The sequence below is a fragment of the Stappia sp. WLB 29 genome (assembly GCF_023507705.1).
In the GTDB taxonomy this organism is placed as follows: Bacteria; Pseudomonadota; Alphaproteobacteria; order Rhizobiales; family Stappiaceae; genus Stappia.
The window spans coordinates 150,048-172,647 of sequence record NZ_JALBGD010000011.1; the positions used below are offsets into that span (position 1 = coordinate 150,048).

A 22,600-nucleotide genomic window follows, 5' to 3' on the forward strand; every position below is an offset into this window, starting at 1 on the left:
CCGAGGATCTGTGTCCATGCTGGGCTCCCTCACCAGCGCGCCGGCCGCAGTCCTTGCCATGGTCTGTCGGCCCGCGGGCATCCTTCACAGCGGAGCCCCACCATGTCCGATCTCGACCGGGTCCTGTCTCGAATCGACTCCGATTTCGACAACTCGCTCGCCCGCCTCTTCGACCTCGTCCGCATCAAGAGCATTTCCACCGACCCGGCCTTCAAGAGCGACTGCCGGCAGGCTGCCGACTGGCTGGCAAGCGAACTGACGGCCCTCGGCATCCCGGCAAGCGTGCGCGATACGAACGGGCACCCGATGGTGGTCGGCCACCGCAAGGAAGACGGCAAGGCGGGGCCGCACGTTCTGTTCTACGGCCATTACGACGTCCAGCCGATCGACCCGCTCGATCTGTGGGAGCGCGATCCGTTCGACCCGGCCGTCGTGACCCGCCCGGACGGCTCAAAGATGATCGTCGCCCGCGGCTCCGCGGACGACAAGGGCCAGTTGATGACCTTCGTCGAGGCCGCCCGCGCCTGGATCGCCGAGACCGGTGGGCTTCCGGTTTCCGTCTCCGTGCTGCTGGAGGGCGAGGAGGAGTCCGGCTCGCCGTCGCTCCATCCGTTCCTGACCGCCAACAAGGACGAGCTCTCCTGCGATCTCGCGCTGGTGTGCGACACCGGCATGTGGGATCGCCAGACCCCCGGCATCACCACCATGCTGCGCGGCCTCGTGGGGGAAGAGATCACGATCACCGCCGCCGACAAGGACCTGCATTCGGGCATGTATGGCGGCGCTGCGCGCAACCCGCTGCATGTGCTCGCCGACATCCTCGCAGGACTGCACGACGAGACCGGCAAGGTCACCCTGCCCGGCTTCTATGACGGCGTCATCGAGATGCCGGAGGACGTGCGCGCGTTGTGGGACAAGCTCGGCTTCGACCATGAAGCCTTCCTCGGCGGGGTCGATTTGAAGTATCCGGCCGGCGAGAAGGACCGCACCGCGCTGGAGCAGATCTGGACGCGCCCGACCTGCGAGATCAACGGCGTGTGGGGCGGCTACAACGGTGCCGGCTTCAAGACCGTGATTGCTTCGCAGGCTCATGCCAAGATCTCGTTCCGCCTCGTCGGTGACCAGGATCCGGACAAGGTGCGCGCCACCTTCCGCGCCTATGTGGAGGCGAAGCTCCCGGCCGACTGCACCGTCACGTTCCACAAGCACGGCGGCAGCCCGGCCCTGCGCCTGCCCTTCGACAGTCCGGCGCTCGCCAAGGGCCGCAAGGCGCTGTCCGACGAGTGGGGCCGCGAGGCCGCGCTGATCGGCTGCGGCGGGTCCATTCCCATCGTCGGCGACTTCAAGACCATGCTCGGCATGGATTCTCTATTGATCGGCTTCGGCCTCGACGACGACCGGGTGCACTCACCCAACGAAAAATACGAAATGACCAGCTATCACAAGGGCATCCGCTCCTGGGCCCGTGTGCTCGACGAACTGGCGAAGGGCTGATTGCGACGATGAAGTCTATCTGCGTTTTCTGCGGCTCCAGCATGGGAGCCAAACCGGCCTATCGCGAGGCCGCCATCGCCACCGGTGAAGCCATTGCCCGCTCCGGCCGGCGGCTCGTCTATGGCGGGGCGAAGGTCGGGCTGATGGGTGCGGTCGCCGACGGCGCCTTGGCGGCCGGCGGCGAGGTCGTCGGCGTGCTGCCGCTCTCACTGCAGGAGAAGGAGCTCGCCCATGCCGGCCTCACCGAGTTGCATATCGTCGCCTCCATGCACGAGCGCAAGGCGATGATGGCCGACTTCTCCGACGGGTTCGTCGCGCTTCCGGGCGGCGCCGGCACGCTGGAGGAGCTGTTCGAGATCTGGACCTGGGGACAGCTCGGCTATCACCGCAAGCCTTGCGGCCTTCTCAATGTCGACGGGTTCTACGACGGCTTGCTGACTTTCCTGGATCTGCAGCGCGACGAGGAATTCGTGAAGCCGGTGATGCGCGACATGGTTCTGGTAGCAAGCGAACCGGCAGAGCTGATCGCCAGGTTCGAGCGCTACGAGCCGCCGGCGACGCCGAAGTGGATCAAGCGCGACGAGACCTGACGCCTCGCTTGCTGCGCTCACGGCACCACCGGGGCGTAAAACGAAAACGGCCACCCGGACAAATCGCCCGGGTGGCCGTTTTCGTTTTCCCGACCGGCTATAAGCCGGCGTGCCGCCCGTTGCCGGTCAGAGCCGGATCTGGCCGTAGCGTAGCGCTTCGACCACGGTATGCGTCTTGTTGGACGCGTTGAGCTTGGCGCTGGCATTTTGCAGATGCGCATGCACCGTCCGCTGCGAGATGTCGAGCAGACCGGCGATATCGCTCGCGGTCTTGCCGAGCGCGGTGAGTTCCAGCACCCGCCGCTCGCGAGCCGAGAGATCGCCGGGGCGCTGCGTCGACAGGACGCCGAGATCGATCAGCCGGCGGAAGGCGGTGTTGCAGATCAGTTCGAGATTGGACAGCTCCACCGAGCCTGCTTCGAGATGGGCGCCGCCGCCCATCACCACCGCCTGGAAGGGGTGTGTCTCGGTCACCGGCACCACCACCACGCGGGTCTCGCCGCCGAGCGATGCGAAGAGCTCGGAATGCTCCATGTCGCCCACCGTCACGTCCCAGACGAATGCCCGGTTGCGCATCAGGCCCAGCATCAGCGCGCCGTCCTCGGTATCGAGGTCGCTGCGCTCGATGCCGCCGGCCCGTTCGTCCGCCCAGCGGAAGCGATGGACCAGGCCGTCGATCGGCCGGTTGGGCATCGGCAGCCCGGTTACCAGGATATGTGTCGCGCCCAGCCTGCGCAGCTGAGCCTCGACGATGTCGAGAACATGCTTGCCCGTCTGTGCTTCGGCAATCGCCGCCGCCTTGGACTGCGTCTCCATCGGGTCGGCCATCTCTTCCCTGCCTTTCGTCCTGAGAGCCTCGCCTGCTCGCGGCTTGGCATCTTCACCCATGCATACACTCGCAAATTGCGCCAGTTTGAGGGCCAGCACCCGCCGCAAGGGCATTTTCCACTCGGCAAGCCCGTCAAACTTACAAGAACACCACCGTCCCTCAGGCGTCTCTTCCTTGTCAGAATTTTCCCCGCCTCGGCGGGGCCCCGACTTGAAATCGAACGAAAACCACGTGAAGCAGACACCCCCTCCCCTCCCCGAGGGGACGTCCGACAGCGGTCTTCCGAATCCTGACGGGGTAGCTGCCCCCGAGAATTCCAATCAGACCATGGAACGCCGGAGCTCTGCAACCCTCTGTTACCAATAGTTTTTACTGCAACGAAAGAAAAGAGGCAGAGGCCGTTCGCGATTCATTGCCTTCTCCACCTTTTTCAGTCGCCGGACGACCCGCAAGCGTGAAACCGGGCGAGATCGTCGCATAAAGTACTGTCAGTTTCGCGAGGGGCAATCTCGTCAGGGTGGCCACCCGCTCCGAAACGGCCAAGACACCGCCTCGCAGGGGTTCCTTGCCAGGCTCATGAGTGCTATCTGCCGGCCGGGCACAGTCGAGGAGATCCGATTCACGATGAGACTTTCACGTTCCGCCCTCTTGCTTCTCCTGCCTCTGCTCGCCGCCTGCTCGCCGACGCTCGATGGCGATACCGTCGGTTCGATCCGCACGCCCGGCCCGCAGGTCCAGATCACCGAAGCCGGCGCCGGCGGCATCACCGCCGAGACGCCCTACTCGGAGAAGGCAATTGCCGCGGCCCTGCCCGGCTTCACCACCGAGGGTTTCCAGGCTGCCACCGAAGACAAGACCGAGTGGGCGATCGGCGCCTACAACGCCGAGGGCTTCCAAGTCCTGCACTTCTACAAGGGCAGCAACGGCAAGCTGCGCGAGATGCACGGCGTAACCCACCATCTGCAGGGCCCCAACGGCGAGCGTATCGGCATGACCTTCGCCGATATCGGCACCTCGCGCGGCGACTGCCGCGTCGGCCGCAACCTGTGGCGCGGCATGGCGATCTGCAAGGCACGCGGCACCAGCAACGTCACGCTCGTCTATGCGATCCCGCAATATCCCGGCCCCTTCGACCAGCTGGCACCAAGCGACCAACTGCGTGAGGCCGTTCTGCAGCGGATCATCTGGACCCCCGGACGCGCCTGACCTTTTCCTTCCCGCCAGGGCCATCAATGCTCGTCCCGTTTCGGGACGGGCAATCAGGCACGCCGTTTGCGTTGCAGGTCTTGGGGAGAGTGGATGGGCATGAAACGGGACAGGCAGCACATGGCATCGCCATTTGAGACGCGGGATCGCTGCGCGCAATCCGGGCCGACACGGCGCGGGTTTCTGCGCGGCGGGCTGGCGTTTGCCGGTCTCGTTTCACCTCTTCTCCTGCCGCAGGCCGCAAGGCCCGCCGCCGCGGCGGTACGTGTCGCCGATCTGCGCGGCACCATCGAGGCAAGCGAATTCGGCATCCGGCCGGGCGCCGCCGACGACCAGAGCGCCCTGATGCAGCAGGCCATCGATGCGGCGGCGGAGCGCGGGCGGGCGCTGTTCCTGCCCGGCGGACGCTATACGGTCGCCAACCTTCGCATTCCTCCCGGCGCTCGCCTTGTCGGCCTGGCCGGCCAGACCCGTCTCGACTATCAGGGCGGCGGGCATCTCATGTTCGCGCAAGGGCCCGGCACCATCGGCATGGAGGGGATCCATTTCGACGGCGACAATCGGCTGCTCGGCGAGTACACGCCCGCCCTGCTGCACTTCGCCGATGTCGACGACCTCCTGATCGAAGGCTGCACCATCACCGGCAGCTCACAGGCCGGCCTGGCGCTGGACCGCTGCGGCGGGCGCATCGTCGGCAACACGATCTCCGGGGCGCGCACGGCCGGACTGCGCTCCATCGAGGCGCGCGGCCTGTCGATCACCGACAACCATGTCCACGACTGCGCCAATGCCGGCATTCTCGTGCATCGCTGGAGCGAAGGCGAGGACGGCAGCATCGTCTCCGGCAACCGGGTCGAGCGGATCTCCGCCCGCGACGGCGGCACCGGGCAGAACGGCAACGGCATCAACATCTTCCGCGCCCATGGTGTCGTCGTGCGCGGCAACCGCATTGCCGACTGCGCCTTCTCGGCGATCCGCTCCAACAGCGGGTCCAACGTGCTGATCGAGGGCAACTCGTGCCTGCGCTCGGGCGAGACCGCGATCTATTCGGAGTTTGCCTTCCAGGGCGCGGTGATCGCCGACAATCTGGTCGACGGCGGCGCCATCGGCATTTCCATCGCCAATTTCCTGGACGGCGGCCGGCTCGCCACCTGCTCCGGAAATCTCGTCCGCAACATCGCCGACACCGGCCCCTACCCGCCGGAAGTACAGGGCTTCGGCATCGGCATCGCGGTCGAGGCCGACACGGCGGTTACCGGAAATGTGGTGGAAAAGGCCGCACGTTTCGGACTGCACATGGGCTGGGGACCTTACCTGCGCGATGTCAGCATCGCGTCCAACGTCATCCGCGATTGCCCGGTGGGCGCAGCGGTCACCGTAGTGGAAGGCGCCGGCGCAGCACTGATTTCCGGCAACATCTTCTCCGGCACGCCGGGCGGCGCCGTGATCGGCCATCGCTGGAAGGAAGCGGTCACCGGCGATCTGACGCGGCCGGGCGCGGCCGACGGTTTCGGCCACCTTGCCATTCAGGGCAACATGGTTCGGTAGAATTGGTTGAAACAGGCAATCGCCGTCAGACGATGCTTCTCAGCGGCGCAAATGCCTCGGCGACGGCACGGATGCTGCCGACAGGTCGGCCGTTCCAGTTGGCGAGCGGCGGGGCGAGCCAGGGACGCAGCGCCTTCGCCTCGTCCTCGTCGAGTTCCAGCAACGCATCGATGACGGCAGCCATCATCGTCTCGGCCGCACGCGTCGCGCCGTCGTCGCATTTCAACGCAATACCAAAGCCGAGTTCGGGGATCGCCGCGGTAAAGACGCCCTCGGCGCCCGTCTTGACGAACACCCGCCCGCCGAGTGCTTTCATCACATCCGTGCAGAAGCGTCCCGTACCGGCAATCATGAAGGGATGGTCGACACAGGCATTGTACAGCCGCTCGGCGGCCTGTGCGCGCAAGGGCTCGAGCCCCTCGCCGGTGCCGAAACAGGCGAAGGCGCGCGCCAGCGGCGCCAGCGGCATCGCATAGGTGGGGATCGAACACCCGTCGGTGCCTCGTGCGATCGAGGAAAGATCGATGCCGGCCATCTGCTCGATGGCCGCCCGCACCTCAAGCTGCACCGGATGGTCCGGCTCGACATAGCCGCGCGTCGGCGCCCCGAGCGTGCGGGCAAGCCCGAGGAAGCCGGCATGTTTGCCCGAGCAATTGTTATGCAGCGGACAAGGCGTGGCATCCGTCCGGTGAAGAACAGCGACGTCCTCCATCCGGCGCGGCCACTGGCTGCCGCATTCCAGCGCGTCCTCATCGAGGCCGGCCTTCAACAGCATCACCCGTGCCGCATTCACATGCACCTCCTCGCCATTGTGCGAGGAACAGGCGAGCGCAAGTTCTGCATCGTCGAGGTCCAGCGCTTCGGCCGCGCCGGATTCCACCAGCGGCAGGGCCTGCAGCGCCTTCACGGCCGAGCGCGGAAAAACCGGCCGCTGGTGCTCGCCGAGCGCGGCAACGACGTGACCGCCAGCATCAACCACCGCAAGCGCACCGCGATGGCGGCTTTCCACCGCATCGCCGCGCAGCACTTCCACCAGGACCGGATTTTCCATCTCGCTCAAGCCTTCTCGGCTGCCACCTGAAGGGAACCGGGTGCGGACAGGACAGCGGAGGAACCCCCGCGGGCCGACAGGAAGGCGTTCAACCGTTCCAGGGCCCCGTCCAGCACCTCATCCTTCTTGCAGAAACAGAAGCGCACGAAATTGGTCGGGGCGTCGGCAACGTAGAAGGCCGAAACCGGCACGGCGGCAACGCCGGCCTCTTCCACCAGCTGACGGCAGATATCGACATCGGTGCCCTGCAGGCCGAGGGTCGAGACGTCGCAGGTCAGGAAGTAGGTGCCCTCGCAAGGCAGAACGCCGAAGCCGAGAGCTGCAATCCCCCTCGCGAACCGATCGCGCTTGGCCTGCATCTCGTCGCGCAGGGTGAGAAAGTAGCTGTCTTCCTTGCCAAGGCCGTAGGCCACCGCCTTCTGCAGGTTGGGCGGCGTCGTGAAGGTCACGAACTGGTGCGCCTTGGCGATCGGATCGAGCAGGTTCGGCGCGGCTGTGACATAGCCGACCTTCCAACCGGTCAGCGAGAAGGTCTTGCCGGCGGAGCCGATGCGCACCGCCCGCTCGCGCATGCCAGGGAACGCCATCAGAGGCAGGTGCTGGCGGCCGTCGAACAGCAGATGCTCGTAGACCTCGTCGCAGATCGCATAGACGCCGTGCTCGATGCACAGCCGGGCGATCGCGGCCAGTTCGTCTTCGCCGAACACCTTGCCGGCCGGATTCATCGGATTGTTGATGAGGATAGCCTTGGTGTTCTCGGTGAAAGCGTCGGCCAGCTTGCCAAGGTCGAGCTTCCAGTGCGGCGGCGTGACGCGCAGACGCACCGGGATGCCGCCTGCACGCTTCACCAGAGGCAGGTAGCAGTCATAGAGCGGCTCGATGAGGATGACCTCGTCGCCCGGCTCCAGCAGGGCCAGCAGCACGTCGGCCAGTGCCTCGGTCGCGCCCGAGGTCACCATGACCTCGCTCTGCCAGTCGACATCGAGATCGTAGAAGCGCTTGGTCGAGGCGGCGACCGCCTGGCGCAGCTCCGGCAGGCCCAGCATCGGCGGGTACTGGTTCGGGCCTGCCATCAGCGCATCGGCCGCGGCCTGGCGCACGTCCTGCGGCCCGTCCACATCCGGAAAGCCCTGACCCAGATTGATCGCACCGTTGGCGATGGCGAGCCGCGACATGGTCTCGAAGATCGTTGTCGGCAGTCCGGTGAAAACAGGATTGGTCGGCTTCATGGCGTGCTTGCGTTCCCACATGGCGACTTTGTCCGGGGTTTGTAGCCATTCGCGGCGGCTGCGTCGAGTGAGGATGCGCGAACGGCCCGCGCCGGCCTCCCGCTGGGGAAGATCGGCACGGGCCGTCGAGACGTCCGGATCGCGGTGCGAGGTCAGCGCACCAGGATGTTGCGGAACTGCCAGGGATCGCTCTCGTCGAGGTCCTCGGGGAAGAAGCCCGGACGATCGGTGAGCGGCGTCCAGTCGGTGTAGTAGCCCTTGACCGGGCCGAGATAGGGACGCTGAACCTCGAGGCAGCGCCGGTAGTCCATCTCGTCCGCCTCGACGATGCCCTCGTTCGGGTTCTCCAGCGCCCAGACCATGCCGGCAAGCACGGCCGAGGTCACCTGCAGGCCGGTCGCGTTCTGGTAGGGGGCGATTTCGCGGGTCTCCTCGATGGAGAGCTGGGAGCCGTACCAGTAGGCGTTCTTCTCGTGACCATAGAGCAGCACTCCGAGCTCATCGATACCGTCGACGATCTCGTCCTCGGCCAGAACGTGCAGGGTCTCCTGCATCTTGCCGGCGGCGCCGAACAGCTCGTGCAGCGACAGCACCGCGTCGTTGGCCGGGTGGTAGGCGTAGTGGCAGGTCGGACGGTAGACGACCTTACCGTTCTCCTTCAGCGTGAAGAAGTCGGCGATGGAGATCGACTCGTTGTGGGTGACGAGGAAGCCGTACTGGGCACCCGGTGTCGGGCACCAGGTGCGCACGCGGGTGTTGGCGCCCGGCTGTTCCAGGTAGATCGCCGCCTTGCAGCCCTTCTTGTGCTTGCGGGCGTTCTTCGGCATCCACTTCTCGTGCGTGCCCCAGCCCAGCTCGGACGGCTGGAAGCCCTCGGAGAGGAAGCCCTCGACCGACCAGGTGTTCCAGAATGCGCCCATCGGCTTCGGCTTCTTGGCCCGCTGGGTGTCGCGCTCGGCGATGTGCACGCCCTTGACGCCGACCTTCTTCATCAGCTTCGCCCAACCCTTGCGGTTGGTCGGCTCCTCGAACTTGGCGCCGGTGTCGCGGGCAATGTCGACCAGCGCCTGCTTGACGAACCAGGAGACCATGCCGGGGTTGGCGCCGCAGCAGGAGACGGCCGTCGTGCCGCCCGGGTTCTTTTTCTTTTCGCGGCGCACGGTCTCGCGCAGCGCGTAGTTGGTGCGCGAGGCGTTATCTGCGGTCTCGTCGAAATAGAAGCCGAGCCACGGCTCGACGACGGTGTCGATGTACAGGACGCCCAGCTCGCGGCAGAGCTTCATCAGCTCCAGCGAGGAGGTGTCGACCGACAGGTTGACGCAGAAGCCCTGACCTTCGCCCTCGGTGAGCATCGGCGACAGGATATCGCGATAATTGTCCTTGGTGATGGCTTCCTTGAGGAACTTGTAGCCGCGGTCGTCGACCAGCTTGCGGTCGGTGTCGACGGGATCGATCACCGTCACGCGCGAGGCATCGAAGCGGAAATGGCGCTCGATCAGCGGCAGGGTGCCCTTGCCGATGGAGCCGAAGCCGATCATCACGATCGGGCCGGAAATGGTGCCGTGAACCGGCCAGGACTTCTCCGCGGCTGCGGAGCTGGCGGACGACGTGGTTGCCGGGGCGGACCTGGCGGCCTTTTTCTTCGCCGCCGGGGTCTTCATTTCGGTCATGGCGAGTGTCCTTCTGCTTGCAACGTGTCGGCATGGCGCGCAACAGGCAGCGGCCGCCATGGCTGGACCATAACGCCGGCCGGCCGCTTTCGCGACCGGCCGACTCGGAGTTTTTCGGGATCTCTATAGGACGTTATTCTGAGTGACCGTCAGATGACGTAGGAGCGCAGGGGCTCGAAGCCGTTGAAGGCCACCGCCGAATAGGTGGTGGTGTAGGCGCCGCACGCCTCGATCAGCACCTTGTCGCCGATCGACAGGCTGACGGGCAGCTCGTACGGGGTCTTCTCGTAGAGCACGTCGACGCTGTCGCAGGTCGGGCCGGCGAGCACGCAGGGGGTCTTGCGGTCCTCATCCTTGTCCGTGCGGATCGGATAGCGGATCGCCTCGTCCATGGTCTCGGCCAGGCCGTTGAACTTGCCGATGTCGAGGTAGACCCAGCGGATCTCGTCCTCGGCCTCGGATTTCTTCGAGATCAGCACCACCTCGGCCTCGATCATGCCGGCATCGCCGACCATGCCGCGGCCCGGCTCGATGATCGTCTGCGGGATGCGGTTGCCGAAATGCTTGGCCAGGCCGCGCAGGATCGCCTCGCCGTAGCGCGGCACGCCCGGGACGTCCTTCAGGTAGCGAGCGGGGAAACCGCCACCCAGGTTGACCATCGACAGCACGATGCCGCGCTCGGCCATCTCGCGGAAGATCGCGGCGGCAGAGCCCAGGGCCGTGTCCCAGGCCTCGACATTCGCCTGCTGCGAGCCGACGTGGAACGACACGCCATGCGCAGCGAGGCCCAGACGATGGGCATGCTCGAGCACCTGCGGCGCCATGGAGGGCGCGCAGCCGAACTTGCGCGACAGCGGCCAGTCGGCGCCGGCGCCATCACACAGGATGCGGCAGAACACCTGCGCGCCGGGGGCGGCACGGGCGATCTTCTCGACCTCGGCCTCGCAATCGACGGCGAACAGGCGCACACCCAGTTCGAAGGCACGCGCGACATCGCGCTCCTTCTTGATGGTGTTGCCGAAGGAAATACGCTCGGGGCCCGCGCCGGCGGCCAGGGCCATCTCGATCTCCGGCACCGAGGCGCAGTCGAACGAGGAGCCGAGGCTGGCGAGCAGCGCCAGGATCTCGGGAGCCGGGTTGGCCTTCACCGCGTAGAAGACGCGAGTGTCCGGCAGAGCCCGCTCGAAGGCGAGATAGTTGTCCTGGACGATGTCGAGATCGACGACGACGCAAGGCCCCTCGCCTCGTCGCTGCCGGAGGAAGTTCTTGATGCGCTCGGTCATGGCATTCACCCGCAAGTCCGAATTCCGGTACAGGTGCATATGCGATCACGCCTCCCGCCCGCTTTGGAGACGGGGAGAAAACGGACGCCATATGCAACGGTCGGGTTCGACGCCTGCATGCGCGCAAGCGTGTCGCCGTTCCGCGATTGCTGCCTTGGATTGGATCGGGTGTCCCGAACCGCACGGCCGGCAATGATGTAACAAGTGCCTCTTCAGTGACCCCGGGACTTGGAAACCCGGCAGAGACCAAAAAAGCCCTCTTACGTCGTTGCTTTAAGCCATCCGTTTTGTCGCTCTATTCCGGACAGGTCCGGGCCCTTTTGAGCGACTGCCACCTTTCGGTTGGACGACCACGGGCACGTGCGAATTTGGGCAAGAGGAGATATGAATCAGGAGCCTGTCTTAATCAAGGGAAAAATCCCTCGATCAGGTGCATTTTTTGCGCATCTTCCATGCGTTTCCGTATTTCCTGTGACTTTTGCCGATAGGCGAAACGGGCCGGACCGCACGAGACGGGCGACACGCCGCAGCCGCAGGGGAATCAGGCTCTTCCCGGCCGGCGCAGAAGCCCCTTGCGAACACGAACGGCGGGACACGAGGTCCCGCCGCTTGCGCAGTTCAGCAGAGAAGTTCAAACGGAGGAACCGCCCTATCAGTCGTTGCTGCCACGCGGGCCTTCGCCGCGCGCGCCGCGACCTTCGCCCTTCATGCCGTGGTGCTTTTTGCCATGCCAGCGCTTGCCGTCGCGATCCCGCATGCCGCCACGCGGGCGGTCTTCGCGGGACAGAGCACCGTCGCCATTGCGATCCATGCGGGCAACGAGGCCCGCGAAGGGACGCGCCGCTTCCTCGCGGGTGATGGCAAGGTCGCCGTCACGGTCGAGCCGCTGGAAGGCACGCACCATGCGGCTGTCGGTACGCTCGGCCCAGATCGTGCCGAACTCCTCGAGCGTCAGGGCCTTGTCGCCATCGGCATCGGCCGTGGCGAAGGCATCGGCACGGGCCGTGCGGATCTCGTCGCCTGTCACGTTGCCGTCGCCGTCCGCGTCGAAGCGCTCCATCATCCGACCATGACCGCGCGGACCGCCACGGCCCTTGTTGTCATCGTTGCCGGCGCGCCGCTCCATGCGGGAGATCATGCGCTCCATCGGACGGGAGTACTCTTCCTCGGTGATCTTGCCGTCGCCATCGCGGTCGAGGCGCTGGAAGGCACGAACGCGGCGCTCGCTGAACTCGTTCTGGTACGCGACCTTGAACTCTTCCAGCGTCACCTTGCCGTCGCCGTTCGTGTCGGCGGCGGTGAAGGTCGCCTCCACCTTGGCGTCGATCTCGGCCTGGGTCACCTTGCCGTCGCCGTCGGTGTCGAAGCGCTCCATGAACATCCGGGCCATGTTGCCGCGGCGGCCATGATGCCAGCCGTGCTTGCCGCCACGATGGGACTGGTGCCAACCCGACTTGCCGCCGTCGCGACCCCAGCCGGGCTTGCCGCCGTCACGGTCGGCAAAGGCGGGCATGGCGGTGGTCCCGACCAGCGCCGCGGCGAGGGCGGCCAGCGTGATCTTCTTGAAAGTGGTCATCGCGTCATCTCCTTGTCGGTCACTGCGATGACACCGGTCTAGCGGCCGCTTGTCGCTGAAATGTGCCTGCAACACCGCCTTTGTGTCGCAAGCTGTGGCGGTCTGCCCACACGTTACATCTAGATACAATTGCGGTTTCCCTGCCGATGCGGGCAGGGATATCTAGAGTGCGAGGGAGACAATTCGAGGCGGAAGCGACCCATGAGCGAAAGCGGGCACCATATTCTCGTCGTCGACGACCACCGCGACATTCGCGAGTCGCTGGCGCGTTATCTGCGCAAGAACGGGCTGCGTGCCTCGGTCGCGGAAAATGCTGCCCAGGCGCGCAAGTTCCTGAAGGCCGCGGCGGTGGACCTCGTCGTGCTCGACATCATGATGCCCGGCGAAGACGGTCTTTCCCTCTGCCGCTCGCTGGTGGAAAGCGGCACGATGCCGGTGATCCTGCTCACGGCGATGGCCGAAGACACGGACCGCATCGTCGGGCTGGAGATCGGTGCCGACGACTATGTGACCAAGCCGTTCAACCCGCGCGAATTGCTGGCGCGCATCCGCGCCGTCCTGCGTCGTTCCTCCCAGGTGCCCAAGCAGCGCGACCCGATCGAGGCCGAGACGCTCGCCTTCGCCGGCTGGCGCCTCGATGTCCCCAAGCGCCTGCTCACGGGAGAAGACGGCGTTGCCGTGCCGCTGTCGACCGGTGAGTTCCAGTTGCTGATCGCCTTCCTGAAGCGCCCTCGCATGGTGCTGTCGCGCGACCAGCTGCTCGACATCACCTCCGGCCGCAGCCCTGCCGCCTTCGACCGCTCGATCGACAATCAGGTCAGCCGCCTGCGCCGCAAGATCGAGCCCGACCCGAAGAACCCGGAACTGATCAAGACCGTCTGGGGCGGTGGCTACACCTTCACCGCAGAAGTCGAGGACATCGTCGCATGACGGCCCGCTTGCGTCCCTGGCCGCGCTCGCTGGCCGGCCAGCTTGTCGCCCTGCTGCTGATCGCGGTGGTGCTGGCCCAGATCATCACGCTGTGGCTCTTCGCCGGCGAACGGCGGGTGGCGTTGGTGGAGCTTGCCCGCAACACCATCGTCTCGCGCACCGTCTCTCTGGTGCGCCTCGTCGAGGCAGCGCCGGAGAGCCAGCACCCGGACATGCTCCGGGCCATCTCCAGCCGCTTCCTCTGGTACTGGATCGACGAGACTCCTGCCCTTGCCGAAGCCGGAGGCGGCAGGACCGACAAGCGGATCGCCGCCATGCTCGGCGAGGAACTCGATGCCGGCAAGACCATCCGGGTCGACGTCTCGCGGCGCGAGGTCTCCCATGCCCCGCCTTCGCGCCGGCGGATCGATGTCGGCGACAGCGAGGGGGAGGACGAGGCCGACGACCGGCCGGAAGACAGGCAGGCCCGCGACCGCCCTGCCCCGCACCATCACGGCAGCTGGCGCGCCGCCCCCGTGTCGCTGACGCTGTCCGTGCAACTGTCGGACGGGCGCTGGCTCAACGGAGCCAGCCGCTTCCGCGTGCCGCGCAACACGCTCCTTCCGGTTTTCGTCACCGTAGCGCTGATGGCAACGGCCATTGTCCTCGTCATCGGCCTGACCGTGCGCCGCCTCACTCGCCCCTTGCGCGATCTGGCCGCCGCCGCCGGTCGGCTGGGGCGCGGCGAGGATGTGGAACCGCTGCCCGAGAGCGGGCCGTCGGAAGTGCGGAGCACGATCCAGGCTTTCAACGTCATGCAGGACCGCTTGACCCGCTTCGTACGCGACCGCACGCGCATGCTGGGTGCGATCAGCCACGACCTGCGCACCCCGATCACCTCGTTGCGCATCCGTGCAGAGTTCATCGACGACGACGAAAATCGGGAGAAGATGATCGAGACGCTCGACGAGATGCAGCGCATGGTCGAGGCAGCGCTGGCCTTTGCCCGGGACGAAGCCTCGCGCGAAGTCGGCGCACCGACGGACCTCAGCGGCTTCATCGACGCCATCGCCGAGGACTATCGCGATATCGGCAGGCCGGTGGCCTTCGACCCGCCCGAAGGCAGCCGCATCGTCGTGTCCTGTCGGCCGTTCAGCCTCAAGCGTGCCATGCGCAACCTCATCGACAACGCGGTGCGCTATGGCGGCGACGCCACGCTGCAGCTCTCATCCGAGGCCGGACAAGCGGTCATCACCGTGCGCGACCACGGCCCCGGCATCCCGGAAGAACGGCTGAAGGACGTGTTCGAGCCCTTCGTGCGGCTCGAGGAATCGCGGTCGGAGGAAACCGGTGGCATCGGCCTCGGCCTGTCCATCGCCCGCTCAATCGTCCATGCGCATGGCGGCACCTTGATGCTCGCCAACCACCCGGACGGCGGCCTGGAAGCACGAATCGCACTGCCGATGGACGACCGCCCTGGCCGCCGTTGAGGCGGCGAGGAACACAGACACGTCAACGGCCCCTTGTGTTGCGAGATCCGAGCACAACGTGCGACGGCAACAACTTCATGACTCCGCGTCACATTTTGCGATCATCTGACAATCTGACCGGAATTTAACGTTGCGTCATCCTCGGATTTTCATCTCTCTTTACTAAAATTCTCTGCTCACACTCAGATATCGGCAATATTCTGGGCCGTATAACTGCTGAGAGGAGGAGCAGGCAAGCGAATGGACTCCGGGAGGGAGACTGTTCGACTTCCTGCGCAATTGAGGACAAGGGGAGGATGGGAGCCCTGTCATCGAGAAATCGCTACATGCCATCGTCGATGGTGCAAAAGGAGCGCCGGCGGTCACCCAGGGCGGAGGGGGAGATACCGGTTGTAATCATGACCATGCGCGGGCCGATGGCTGCCAGCATGATGGATCTCAGCCTGACCGGCTGCCGCATACGTTGCCCAGATCTGCCGAACTTCGCACTTAGCGTCAGGATTTCGATCAACGGTCACGGATTGGAACTGCGGGCCGAGCGACGCTGGCATCGGAACAAGGAGTCAGGCTGGCGCTTCATCTACGGCGACCGGGAGCAGGAGCGGCTGAAGGAAGCGCTGCATCACATTGGACGCCTGCGTAACACTGCCGAGACCATCGTCCAGCCGTTCCACACTTCGGAACGCTAGAGCCGGTTGCGGCGCTCCTTGAAAGAGAAAGCCTCCCGGCCTGACGGCCGGAAGGCTTCATCCGTTCTCGCATTGCGCGACCTGTCAGTCGCGAGCGGCGGCCTTCGCTTCGAGGCGGCGGGCATGCAGCACCGGCTCGGTGTAGCCGGACGGCTGCTCGCGGCCCTTGAACACCAAGTCGCAGGCGGCCTGGAAGGCGATCGAGCCGTCGAAATCCGCAGCCATCGGCGTGTAAAGCGGATCGCCGGCATTCTGTCCGTCGACCACCTTCGCCATGCGCTTCATCGTCTCCATCACCTGCGTCTCGGTGCAAACGCCGTGGCGCAGCCAGTTGGCAATGTGCTGGGACGAGATGCGCAGCGTCGCGCGGTCTTCCATCAGCCCGACATTGTTGATGTCCGGCACCTTGGAACAGCCGACGCCCTGGTCGACCCAGCGCACCACATAGCCGAGGATGCCCTGCGCATTGTTGTCGAGCTCGGCCTGGATTTCCTCCGCCGACCAGTTCGGCCGTTCGGCGACCGGGATCGACAGGATGTCGTCGAGGCTGGCGCGGCCGCGGGCCCGCAACTCTTTCTGGCGGGCTGCGACGTCGACGACATGGTAGTGCAGCGCGTGCAGGGTCGCGGCGGTCGGCGACGGCACCCAGGCGGTGTTGGCGCCCGACTTCGGGTGACCGATCTTCTGCTCCAGCATCGCCTTCATCAGGTCCGGCATCGCCCACATGCCCTTGCCGATCTGGGCATGGCCCGGCAGGCCGCATTCGAGGCCGATGTCGACGTTCCAGTTCTCGTATGCCTGGATCCAGGCGGCCTGCTTCATGTCGCCCTTGCGGATCATCGGGCCGGCTTCCATCGAGGTGTGCATCTCGTCGCCGGTGCGGTCAAGGAAGCCGGTGTTGATGAAGCAGACGCGCGAGGCGGCAGCGCGGATGCACTCCTTGAGGTTGACGGTCGTGCGCCGCTCCTCGTCCATGATGCCCATCTTCAGCGTGTCGGCGGCAAGGCCCAGCGCCTGCTCGATCCGGCCGAACAGCCGGTTGGCGAAGGCGACCTCGTCGGGACCGTGCATCTTCGGCTTGACGATATAGAGCGAGCCGGCGCGCGAGTTCATGCGCCGTCCGCCACCGTCCGGGCCGCCCGTGCCGATGTCGTGCATGGCGATCAGCGCCGTCATCATGCCGTCGAGGATACCTTCCGGCACCTCCTTGCCGTCGCGATCCAGGATCGCCGGCGTCGTCATCAGGTGGCCGACATTACGCACCAGCATCAGGGAGCGGCCGTGCAGCGCCATCTCGCCGCCCGCCGGCGTCGTGTAGGTCCGGTCGCCTTCCATCCGGCGCACCATCTCGCGCCCGCCCTTGGAGAAGGAGGCGGTCAGGTCGCCCTTCAGCAGGCCGAGCCAGTTGCGATAGGCGACGACCTTGTCTTCCGCATCGACGGCCGCGACCGAGTCCTCGCAGTCCATGATGGTGGAAACCGCCGACTCCAGCACCACATCGGAGATACCCGCCGGATCGGTCTTTCCGATCGGGTTGCCCGGGTCGATGGCGACCTCGATATGCATGCCGTTCTTGACGAAGAGCACGGCAGCCGGAGCGGAGGCATCGCCGCGATAGCCGGCGAATTGCGACGGATCGGACAGGGTGAGAGCCGTACCGCCCTCGCCTGCGATCTTCAGCTTGCCGCCTTCAACGGCAAGTCCGGTAACGCTCGACCAGGGCGCCGACAGCGGCACACGCTCGTCCAGCAGCGCCTTGGCGTAGGCCACCACCTCGGCGCCGCGCGCCGGATCGTAGCCGCCGCCCTTCGGCAGGCTGCCCATGGCGTCGGTGCCGTAGAGCGCATCATAGAGCGAGCCCCAGCGGGCATTGGCGGCATTCAGCGCATAGCGGGCGTTGGTGATCGGAACTACCAGCTGCGGACCCGCGATGGAGGCGATTTCCGGGTCGACATTCTGCGTCGTCACCGAGAAGGCAGCGCCCTCATCCACCAGATAGCCGATCTCCTTGAGGAAGGCCTTGTAGGCGGCAAGGTCGACCGGGCCGGGATGGGCGCGATGCCAGCCGTCGATCTTCGCCTGCAGCGCATCGCGGCGGGCCAGCAGATCGCGATTCTCCGGTGCCAGGTCGTGCACGATGCCCGACAGACCCTCCCAGAAGGCCTCGGCCGTCACGCCGGTGCCCGGCAGGGCCTCCTGCTCGACGAAATCCCGCAGTTCCGGGGCGATCTTCAGGCCGGCAATCTCGATACGGTCCATGGCGGTCGGCACTCCCTGGTCGACATCTGTGCGTCTTGCTGTTCCGGCGCTCCCTCGGATGCGTCCGTCCGGCCGCCTCCGGCTTGCGCGGGCGGCACGGTCTTCACAAAAGACGATGCCGGGAAGCCAGGCAAGGGCAGATGATGGCTGCGTGGCGGACGAAAACCGCGAGCGAACGGTTCGACCGTCATCAAACCGCAAGGGACCTTTCCTGGTCAATCTTGCACAAATCGAAAAGACTTGATCCTCACGGGAAACAATCCTTCCTGCATCCCAGCCCTGCGTCTGTTGCAATGCCCGGTCCCGCCCGCGCGGCTTGCATCGCCTGTCGCAATTCGTCATACGATAGGGGCAATTCTTCGCTCCCGCGCCGGCGCGACACGCCTACGGTGCGGGCCACCCCAGCAAGTCCGGACGACGGAATGCCCCGGCAAGACGGCCGGTGCGCGTCCCGCTCCGGCGCGGATCCATGGCCCTATGTCGCAATCCGGCTCGCCCCTGCTCACGCGCTTCTTCAACCAGCCGATCCTGCTGCTGGTGCTGACCACCCTGTTCTGGGGCGGCAATACCATCGCCGGACGCCTGGCGATCGGCGAGGTCTCGCCGATGGCCGTCGTGCTGCTGCGCTGGATCGCCGTTTCCGGGCTGCTCCTGGTGCTCTACGGACGGCAGGTCCGGGCCGAATGGCCGACGCTGCGGCGCCACCTGCCGATCCTTATCGCTATGGGCATGTTCGGCTTCACCGCGTTCAACGCGTTGTTCTACATCGCCGCCCACAGCACGACCGCCGTCAATCTCGGCATCATCCAGGGGTCGATGCCGATGTTCGTGCTGCTCGGCGCGCTGGTGATCCTGCGCACGCCGATCCGGCCGCTGCAGGCGCTCGGCGTTCTGGTCACCATGGCGGGCGTCGCCTTCATTGCCGCCCAGGGCGACCTGTCGCGTCTGGCCGGGCTGGAGGTGAATGTCGGCGATGCCCTGATGATCATCGCCTGCCTGCTCTACTCGCTCTATGCGGTGCTGCTGCGCAAGCGTCCGCCGGTCTCCGGCATGGTGTTCTTCACCGTGCTGGCAGTGGTCGCGGCGGTCACCTCCGTGCCGCTCTTCGCCATCGAGGTGTCCCAGGGCGCGCTGCAATGGCCGACGCCCAAGGGCTGGCTGGTGATCGCCTATATCTCGATCTTCCCGTCCTGCCTGTCGCAGATCTTCTTCATGCGCGGGGTGGAACTGGTCGGACCGGGGCGGGCCGGCGTCTTCATCAACCTGGTGCCGATCTTCTCGTCCCTGCTGGCGGTGAGCCTGCTCGGCGAGCCGTTCCATCTCTACCATGCCGCAGCGCTGTGCCTGGTTCTGATCGGCATCGCGCTTTCGGAGCGCAAGGCGCGCCAACTCGCCCCGGCCACCTGACCGGCCGCACAATCAACACCGAAAATTTCGGGGGACGACGCGAAAGGGTCGCGTCATTGTCGAAATATGGCAAGATAGAGGGAACATGCAAGCGCCCCTCTTCATCGCAGCCATCGCCGGCCTCCTCGTCGTCATCTCGCTCATTCAGCCGCTGGCACGGCGGCTGAAGGTGGCCCCGTCCGTGTTGCTGGCGCTTGTCGGCACCGCGATCGGCGTCCTGGCGGGCTGGCTGCTCTACACGCCCAGCACCGATGCATTCAACCAGATCGCATCCGTCTTCGTGAACCTACCGTTGAACTCGCAGGGCATTCTCCACCTGTTCCTTCCCGTCCTGCTGTTTCAGACGACGCTGACACTCGATGTGCGCCGCATGGCGGACGATGCAGGCGTCATCTTCGTGATGGCCGTCGTCGCGGTGGTCGTTGCGACGGCCTTCATCGGCTTCGCGCTCACTCCTTTCACCACTGTGCCGCTTGTCGCCTGCCTGCTTCTGGGCGCCATCGTCGCCACCACCGACCCGGTCGCCGTCGTCGCGATCTTCCGCGACATCGGCGCGCCCGCCCGCCTCGGTCGGCTGGTGGAGGGCGAGAGCCTGCTCAACGACGCCGCAGCGATCGCCCTCTTCGTCATCCTGCTCGGCGCGCTGACGGGCGGCACGGCACCGACACTGGCCGACGGTGTGGAGCTCTTCCTGTGGAGCTTTTCCGGCGGCATGGCGCTCGGCTATGTCGGCGGCCAGATGTTGGTGCGCCTCCTGCCGCTGGTGCGCGACTTCCGTCTCGCCCAGGTAACGCTCAGCGTCGCGATGCCCTATCTCGTCTACATCATCGCGGAGAATTTCGTCGGCGTGTCCGGAGTCGTCGCCGTGGTGGTCGCCGGCATCGTCATCAACCTGGCCGGCCCCTCCCGCGTCACGCCAGACGGCTGGACTTATCTCAACGACGTGTGGGACCAGATCGCCTTCTGGGCTTCGTCGCTGATCTTCATGCTGGCGTCGATCCTGATCCCGAAGCTGCTCGTCGATGTCGGCTGGTACGACATCGCACTGCTCGGCATCGTCGTGGCGGCCGCTCTTGCCGCTCGCGCCGTCGTGCTGTTCGGCTTACTGCCGCTGATGAGCCTGCTGCAACTGTCGCAGCCCGTCAGTACGCCGTTCAAGACGGTAATGCTGTGGGGCGGAATGCGCGGTGCCATCACGCTGACGCTGGCGCTCGGAGTGACCGAGAACGTTGCCATCGACCCGCAGGTGAAGCGCTTCGTCGCCGTGCTCGCGACCGGCTTCGTGCTGTTCACCCTGCTGGTCTACGGCACGACGCTGAAGCCCTTGATAAAAGTATTCGGCCTCGACAAGCTGCCGCCGCTCGACGCGGCAATGCGCGCCCAGGTGCTGGCCCTCGCATTGGCCAACGTGCGCGAGGGCGTGTCGCGCGCGGTTTCCGAATACCACATCGCACCGGCCGCGGCGGAGGCGACCGACCGCCGCTACCGCGAGCGCCTGGTCGAGGCACAGGGCTTGGACGGGGGCATGGACGAGATCCTCGACCGCGACCGCATCACCGTCGGCCTCGTGTCTATCTCCAACCGCGAACGCGAGATCGTGCTGCGCCATCTTCGCGAGCGCACCGCCTCGATCCACACGGCCGAGGAACTGCTGGCACGCATCGGCCGCATCGCCGACCGCGCCCGTGCCGGCGGCCGTATCGAATACAACCGTGCCGCCCGCCAGGCCCTCGCCTTTCCCCGCACGATGCGGATCGCCCAGTGGCTTCAGCGGAACCTGAAATACGACCGCTGGCTCGCCCGCCTGCTCGGCGACCGCTACGAGATGCTGCTGCTGAACCGGATCGTGCTCGACGAACTGATCGCCTTCACCAACGAGAAGATCGAGCCCCTGCTCGGCCACCGCGTGGTGGAGATCCTGACCGAGATCCTGCTCGGGCGCCGCGAGGCCACGACGACGGCGCTGGAAGCGCTGCGGCTGCAGTATCCCGACTATGCCGACAGCCTCGACCAGCGCTTCCTGCAAAAGGCGGCTCTGCGGTTGGAGGAAGATGCCTATCGCTCGCTCTACGCGCAGAACCTCATCGGCACCGAGCTCTATTCCAACCTCTCGCAAGGGGTGAGCCACAGCCGGGAGACTGCCGACACGCGGCCGAAGCTCGACATGGGCATGCGCACGGAGGAGTTGACCGCGCAGTTGCCGCTCTTCCGTGACCTCAGCGAGGACCGCATCCGAGCGATTTCCCGGCTGATGCGGCCGCTTTTTGCGGTGCCCGGCGAGCTGCTGATCCGCAAGGGAGAGCGGGGCGACACCGCCTACTTCATCTCTTCCGGCGCCGTAGAGGTGATCACCGAACATGTGCGCGTGCGCCTCGGCCGCGGCGATGTCTTCGGCGAGATTGCGCTGCTGACTGGCCAGCCGCGGACGGCCGACGTGCGCGCGCTCGGCTACTGCAACCTGCTGGTCCTGTCGCGGACCGACTTCCGCAGCCTGACCGACAAGGATCCCGCGTTGAAGCAGCACATGGCGACCATGGCCGCCCAGCGCCGACAGATGAATGCCACTGCAGTGGAAGACGACGCAATTGCAGACGACGAATCCGCTGAAAAATCGACGGAAGAAAGTTGATCTACCCGGCAAAACTTCAGATTGCACATCTATACATAAAAATCATAAGTCGATTTTTTATCGTTTAAGTTGTGATCTTCGCTTTATTCATCAAAACATATTGACGACTCGCCCTGCCCAACATCTAATTTCAAATGTCATGAAGTGATTTGCATGACTTTCGTGCGCCAGTGCGCTGCAAAGTAATTTCAAACGCTCGGTTTTGCGTCGATGGACCCTTTCAACGTCCAAAGAACATCGGAGTGGCCAACTGGCGTTTTCCTGAGCTGTCGTATTCTATGGGGCAATACATGACTGACGAACTCAAGAAGGTCGAGATCCACGATTATCAGGCTTTTGGCGAGTTGATCTCCGAGTATGCCACGGGCGCAAAGCCTTGGCCGGAGACGCTGGAAGGTCTGAAGCAGGCCACCAAGGGCATCGCCACGATTCCCGATACCTACAAAGCCTTGCAAGTGATTCAGGCTTGTGAGGAAGTTCTGCTCCTGCGCCTGCCGCCGCGGCGCATGACCGAGGATTCGTTGGAAAAGTACGGAGACGCGGCGGCGAACGACTACCCGCTGCCGGATTTCTACGCTCGCAAGGACGAGATGAACGAGCGAGACTTCTATCTCAGCCGCGTCGCCGACTACACGATTGCCGTGTGCACCTGAGTTTTCATCTTCAGGGGATGCCGAAGGGCCGCGATGTTTCGCGGCCCTTTTTTAGGCTCGTTCGCGATGTTTGGCCCCCTGCCTCCGC

At 65.4% G+C, this 22,600-nt stretch carries 17 protein-coding genes; 10 read left to right on the forward strand and 7 right to left on the reverse strand.

Annotated elements, in window-relative coordinates; genetic code table 11:
* Nucleotides 1-102 precede the first annotated feature (102 nt).
* A complete protein-coding gene (locus MNI96_RS18995) occupies nt 103-1,494 on the forward strand; it encodes a dipeptidase (RefSeq protein WP_249695702.1) in 1,392 nt (463 codons plus the stop codon).
* An 8-nt stretch (nt 1,495-1,502) separates the two neighbouring features.
* Nucleotides 1,503-2,084: an LOG family protein gene (locus MNI96_RS19000; RefSeq protein WP_249695703.1), complete on the forward strand. Its 582-nt coding sequence runs from the start codon at nt 1,503-1,505 to the stop codon at nt 2,082-2,084.
* A 126-nt stretch (nt 2,085-2,210) separates the two neighbouring features.
* Here the strand turns inward: MNI96_RS19000 and MNI96_RS19005 are convergent, their stop codons facing one another.
* On the reverse strand, nt 2,211-2,972 hold the full coding sequence (locus MNI96_RS19005; protein WP_249695704.1) for a helix-turn-helix transcriptional regulator: 762 nt from the start codon (nt 2,970-2,972) through the stop codon (nt 2,211-2,213).
* 565 nt (nt 2,973-3,537) lie between these two features.
* Here MNI96_RS19005 and MNI96_RS19010 point away from each other — a divergent pair.
* Together MNI96_RS19010 and MNI96_RS19015 are read left to right on the forward strand one after the other, a co-directional pair.
* Nucleotides 3,538-4,119 (forward strand): DUF1131 family protein, encoded by a 582-nt coding sequence (locus MNI96_RS19010; RefSeq protein ID WP_249695705.1) that lies wholly within the window; start codon nt 3,538-3,540, stop codon nt 4,117-4,119.
* A gap of 120 nt (nt 4,120-4,239) precedes the next feature.
* Entirely contained in the window at nt 4,240-5,667 is a 1,428-nt protein-coding gene (locus MNI96_RS19015; RefSeq protein ID WP_249695706.1) for a TIGR03808 family TAT-translocated repetitive protein, read from the forward strand.
* 25 nt (nt 5,668-5,692) lie between these two features.
* Here MNI96_RS19015 and MNI96_RS19020 read toward each other — a convergent pair whose 3' ends face one another.
* From MNI96_RS19020 to MNI96_RS19040, 5 genes are all read right to left on the reverse strand, one after another.
* Complete coding sequence (locus tag MNI96_RS19020; RefSeq protein WP_249695728.1) at nt 5,693-6,718, reverse strand: asparaginase; 1,026 nt, start codon at nt 6,716-6,718, stop codon at nt 5,693-5,695.
* 5 nt (nt 6,719-6,723) lie between these two features.
* Nucleotides 6,724-7,947 (reverse strand): aminotransferase, encoded by a 1,224-nt coding sequence (locus MNI96_RS19025; protein ID WP_249695729.1) that lies wholly within the window; start codon nt 7,945-7,947, stop codon nt 6,724-6,726.
* Between the two features lie 152 nt (nt 7,948-8,099).
* Entirely contained in the window at nt 8,100-9,485 is a 1,386-nt protein-coding gene (locus tag MNI96_RS19030) for a homospermidine synthase (protein ID WP_249695730.1), read from the reverse strand.
* Nucleotides 9,486-9,766: 281 nt separating this feature from the next.
* Nucleotides 9,767-10,900 carry a type III PLP-dependent enzyme gene (locus MNI96_RS19035; RefSeq protein WP_283776569.1) on the reverse strand — a complete coding sequence of 378 codons (1,134 nt, stop codon included), beginning with the start codon at nt 10,898-10,900 and terminating at the stop codon, nt 9,767-9,769.
* Between the two features lie 652 nt (nt 10,901-11,552).
* Nucleotides 11,553-12,476 carry an EF-hand domain-containing protein gene (locus MNI96_RS19040; protein WP_249695707.1) on the reverse strand — a complete coding sequence of 308 codons (924 nt, stop codon included), beginning with the start codon at nt 12,474-12,476 and terminating at the stop codon, nt 11,553-11,555.
* Nucleotides 12,477-12,677: 201 nt separating this feature from the next.
* Between MNI96_RS19040 and MNI96_RS19045 the strand changes: the two genes are divergently transcribed.
* The 3 genes from MNI96_RS19045 to MNI96_RS19055 all read left to right on the forward strand — a co-directional run bounded on the left by MNI96_RS19045 (nt 12,678) and on the right by MNI96_RS19055 (nt 15,564).
* Complete coding sequence (locus MNI96_RS19045) at nt 12,678-13,406, forward strand: response regulator (protein ID WP_249695709.1); 729 nt, start codon at nt 12,678-12,680, stop codon at nt 13,404-13,406.
* Nucleotides 13,403-14,875 carry an ATP-binding protein gene (locus MNI96_RS19050; protein WP_249695710.1) on the forward strand — a complete coding sequence of 491 codons (1,473 nt, stop codon included), beginning with the start codon at nt 13,403-13,405 and terminating at the stop codon, nt 14,873-14,875. The genes MNI96_RS19045 and MNI96_RS19050 overlap by 4 nt, the downstream gene beginning before the upstream one ends.
* Nucleotides 14,876-15,213: 338 nt before the next feature.
* Nucleotides 15,214-15,564, forward strand: a complete 351-nt coding sequence (locus tag MNI96_RS19055; protein WP_283776581.1) for a PilZ domain-containing protein — start codon at nt 15,214-15,216, stop codon at nt 15,562-15,564.
* A gap of 84 nt (nt 15,565-15,648) precedes the next feature.
* On the opposite strand, the gene MNI96_RS19060 is transcribed toward MNI96_RS19055, so the two are convergent.
* Entirely contained in the window at nt 15,649-17,823 is a 2,175-nt protein-coding gene (locus MNI96_RS19060) for a malate synthase G (protein WP_249695712.1), read from the reverse strand.
* A 477-nt stretch (nt 17,824-18,300) separates the two neighbouring features.
* Here MNI96_RS19060 and MNI96_RS19065 point away from each other — a divergent pair, with 477 nt between their 5' ends.
* From MNI96_RS19065 to MNI96_RS19075, 3 genes are all read left to right on the forward strand, one after another.
* Nucleotides 18,301-19,230: a DMT family transporter gene (locus tag MNI96_RS19065; RefSeq protein ID WP_249695713.1), complete on the forward strand. Its 930-nt coding sequence runs from the start codon at nt 18,301-18,303 to the stop codon at nt 19,228-19,230.
* A gap of 85 nt (nt 19,231-19,315) precedes the next feature.
* Nucleotides 19,316-21,859 (forward strand): cation:proton antiporter, encoded by a 2,544-nt coding sequence (locus tag MNI96_RS19070; protein WP_249695714.1) that lies wholly within the window; start codon nt 19,316-19,318, stop codon nt 21,857-21,859.
* A 290-nt stretch (nt 21,860-22,149) separates the two neighbouring features.
* Nucleotides 22,150-22,512 (forward strand): hypothetical protein, encoded by a 363-nt coding sequence (locus MNI96_RS19075; protein ID WP_249695715.1) that lies wholly within the window; start codon nt 22,150-22,152, stop codon nt 22,510-22,512.
* The last annotated feature ends 88 nt before the right edge of the window (nt 22,513-22,600 follow it).

Bases quoted from the DNA above. Each gene is read 5' to 3' on its own strand.
- MNI96_RS18995 (WP_249695702.1), top strand. From the start codon at position 103: ATGTCCGATCTCGACCGGGTCCTGTCTCGAATCGACTCCGATTTCGAC.
- MNI96_RS19000 (WP_249695703.1), top strand. From the start codon at position 1,503: ATGAAGTCTATCTGCGTTTTCTGCGGCTCCAGCATGGGAGCCAAACCG.
- MNI96_RS19005 (WP_249695704.1), bottom strand. From the start codon at position 2,972: ATGGGTGAAGATGCCAAGCCGCGAGCAGGCGAGGCTCTCAGGACGAAA.
- MNI96_RS19010 (WP_249695705.1), top strand. From the start codon at position 3,538: ATGAGACTTTCACGTTCCGCCCTCTTGCTTCTCCTGCCTCTGCTCGCC.
- MNI96_RS19015 (WP_249695706.1), top strand. From the start codon at position 4,240: ATGGCATCGCCATTTGAGACGCGGGATCGCTGCGCGCAATCCGGGCCG.
- MNI96_RS19020 (WP_249695728.1), bottom strand. From the start codon at position 6,718: ATGGAAAATCCGGTCCTGGTGGAAGTGCTGCGCGGCGATGCGGTGGAA.
- MNI96_RS19025 (WP_249695729.1), bottom strand. From the start codon at position 7,947: ATGAAGCCGACCAATCCTGTTTTCACCGGACTGCCGACAACGATCTTC.
- MNI96_RS19030 (WP_249695730.1), bottom strand. From the start codon at position 9,485: ATGATCGGCTTCGGCTCCATCGGCAAGGGCACCCTGCCGCTGATCGAG.
- MNI96_RS19035 (WP_283776569.1), bottom strand. From the start codon at position 10,900: ATGACCGAGCGCATCAAGAACTTCCTCCGGCAGCGACGAGGCGAGGGG.
- MNI96_RS19040 (WP_249695707.1), bottom strand. From the start codon at position 12,476: ATGACCACTTTCAAGAAGATCACGCTGGCCGCCCTCGCCGCGGCGCTG.
- MNI96_RS19045 (WP_249695709.1), top strand. From the start codon at position 12,678: ATGAGCGAAAGCGGGCACCATATTCTCGTCGTCGACGACCACCGCGAC.
- MNI96_RS19050 (WP_249695710.1), top strand. From the start codon at position 13,403: ATGACGGCCCGCTTGCGTCCCTGGCCGCGCTCGCTGGCCGGCCAGCTT.
- MNI96_RS19055 (WP_283776581.1), top strand. From the start codon at position 15,214: ATGGTGCAAAAGGAGCGCCGGCGGTCACCCAGGGCGGAGGGGGAGATA.
- MNI96_RS19060 (WP_249695712.1), bottom strand. From the start codon at position 17,823: ATGGACCGTATCGAGATTGCCGGCCTGAAGATCGCCCCGGAACTGCGG.
- MNI96_RS19065 (WP_249695713.1), top strand. From the start codon at position 18,301: ATGTCGCAATCCGGCTCGCCCCTGCTCACGCGCTTCTTCAACCAGCCG.
- MNI96_RS19070 (WP_249695714.1), top strand. From the start codon at position 19,316: ATGCAAGCGCCCCTCTTCATCGCAGCCATCGCCGGCCTCCTCGTCGTC.
- MNI96_RS19075 (WP_249695715.1), top strand. From the start codon at position 22,150: ATGACTGACGAACTCAAGAAGGTCGAGATCCACGATTATCAGGCTTTT.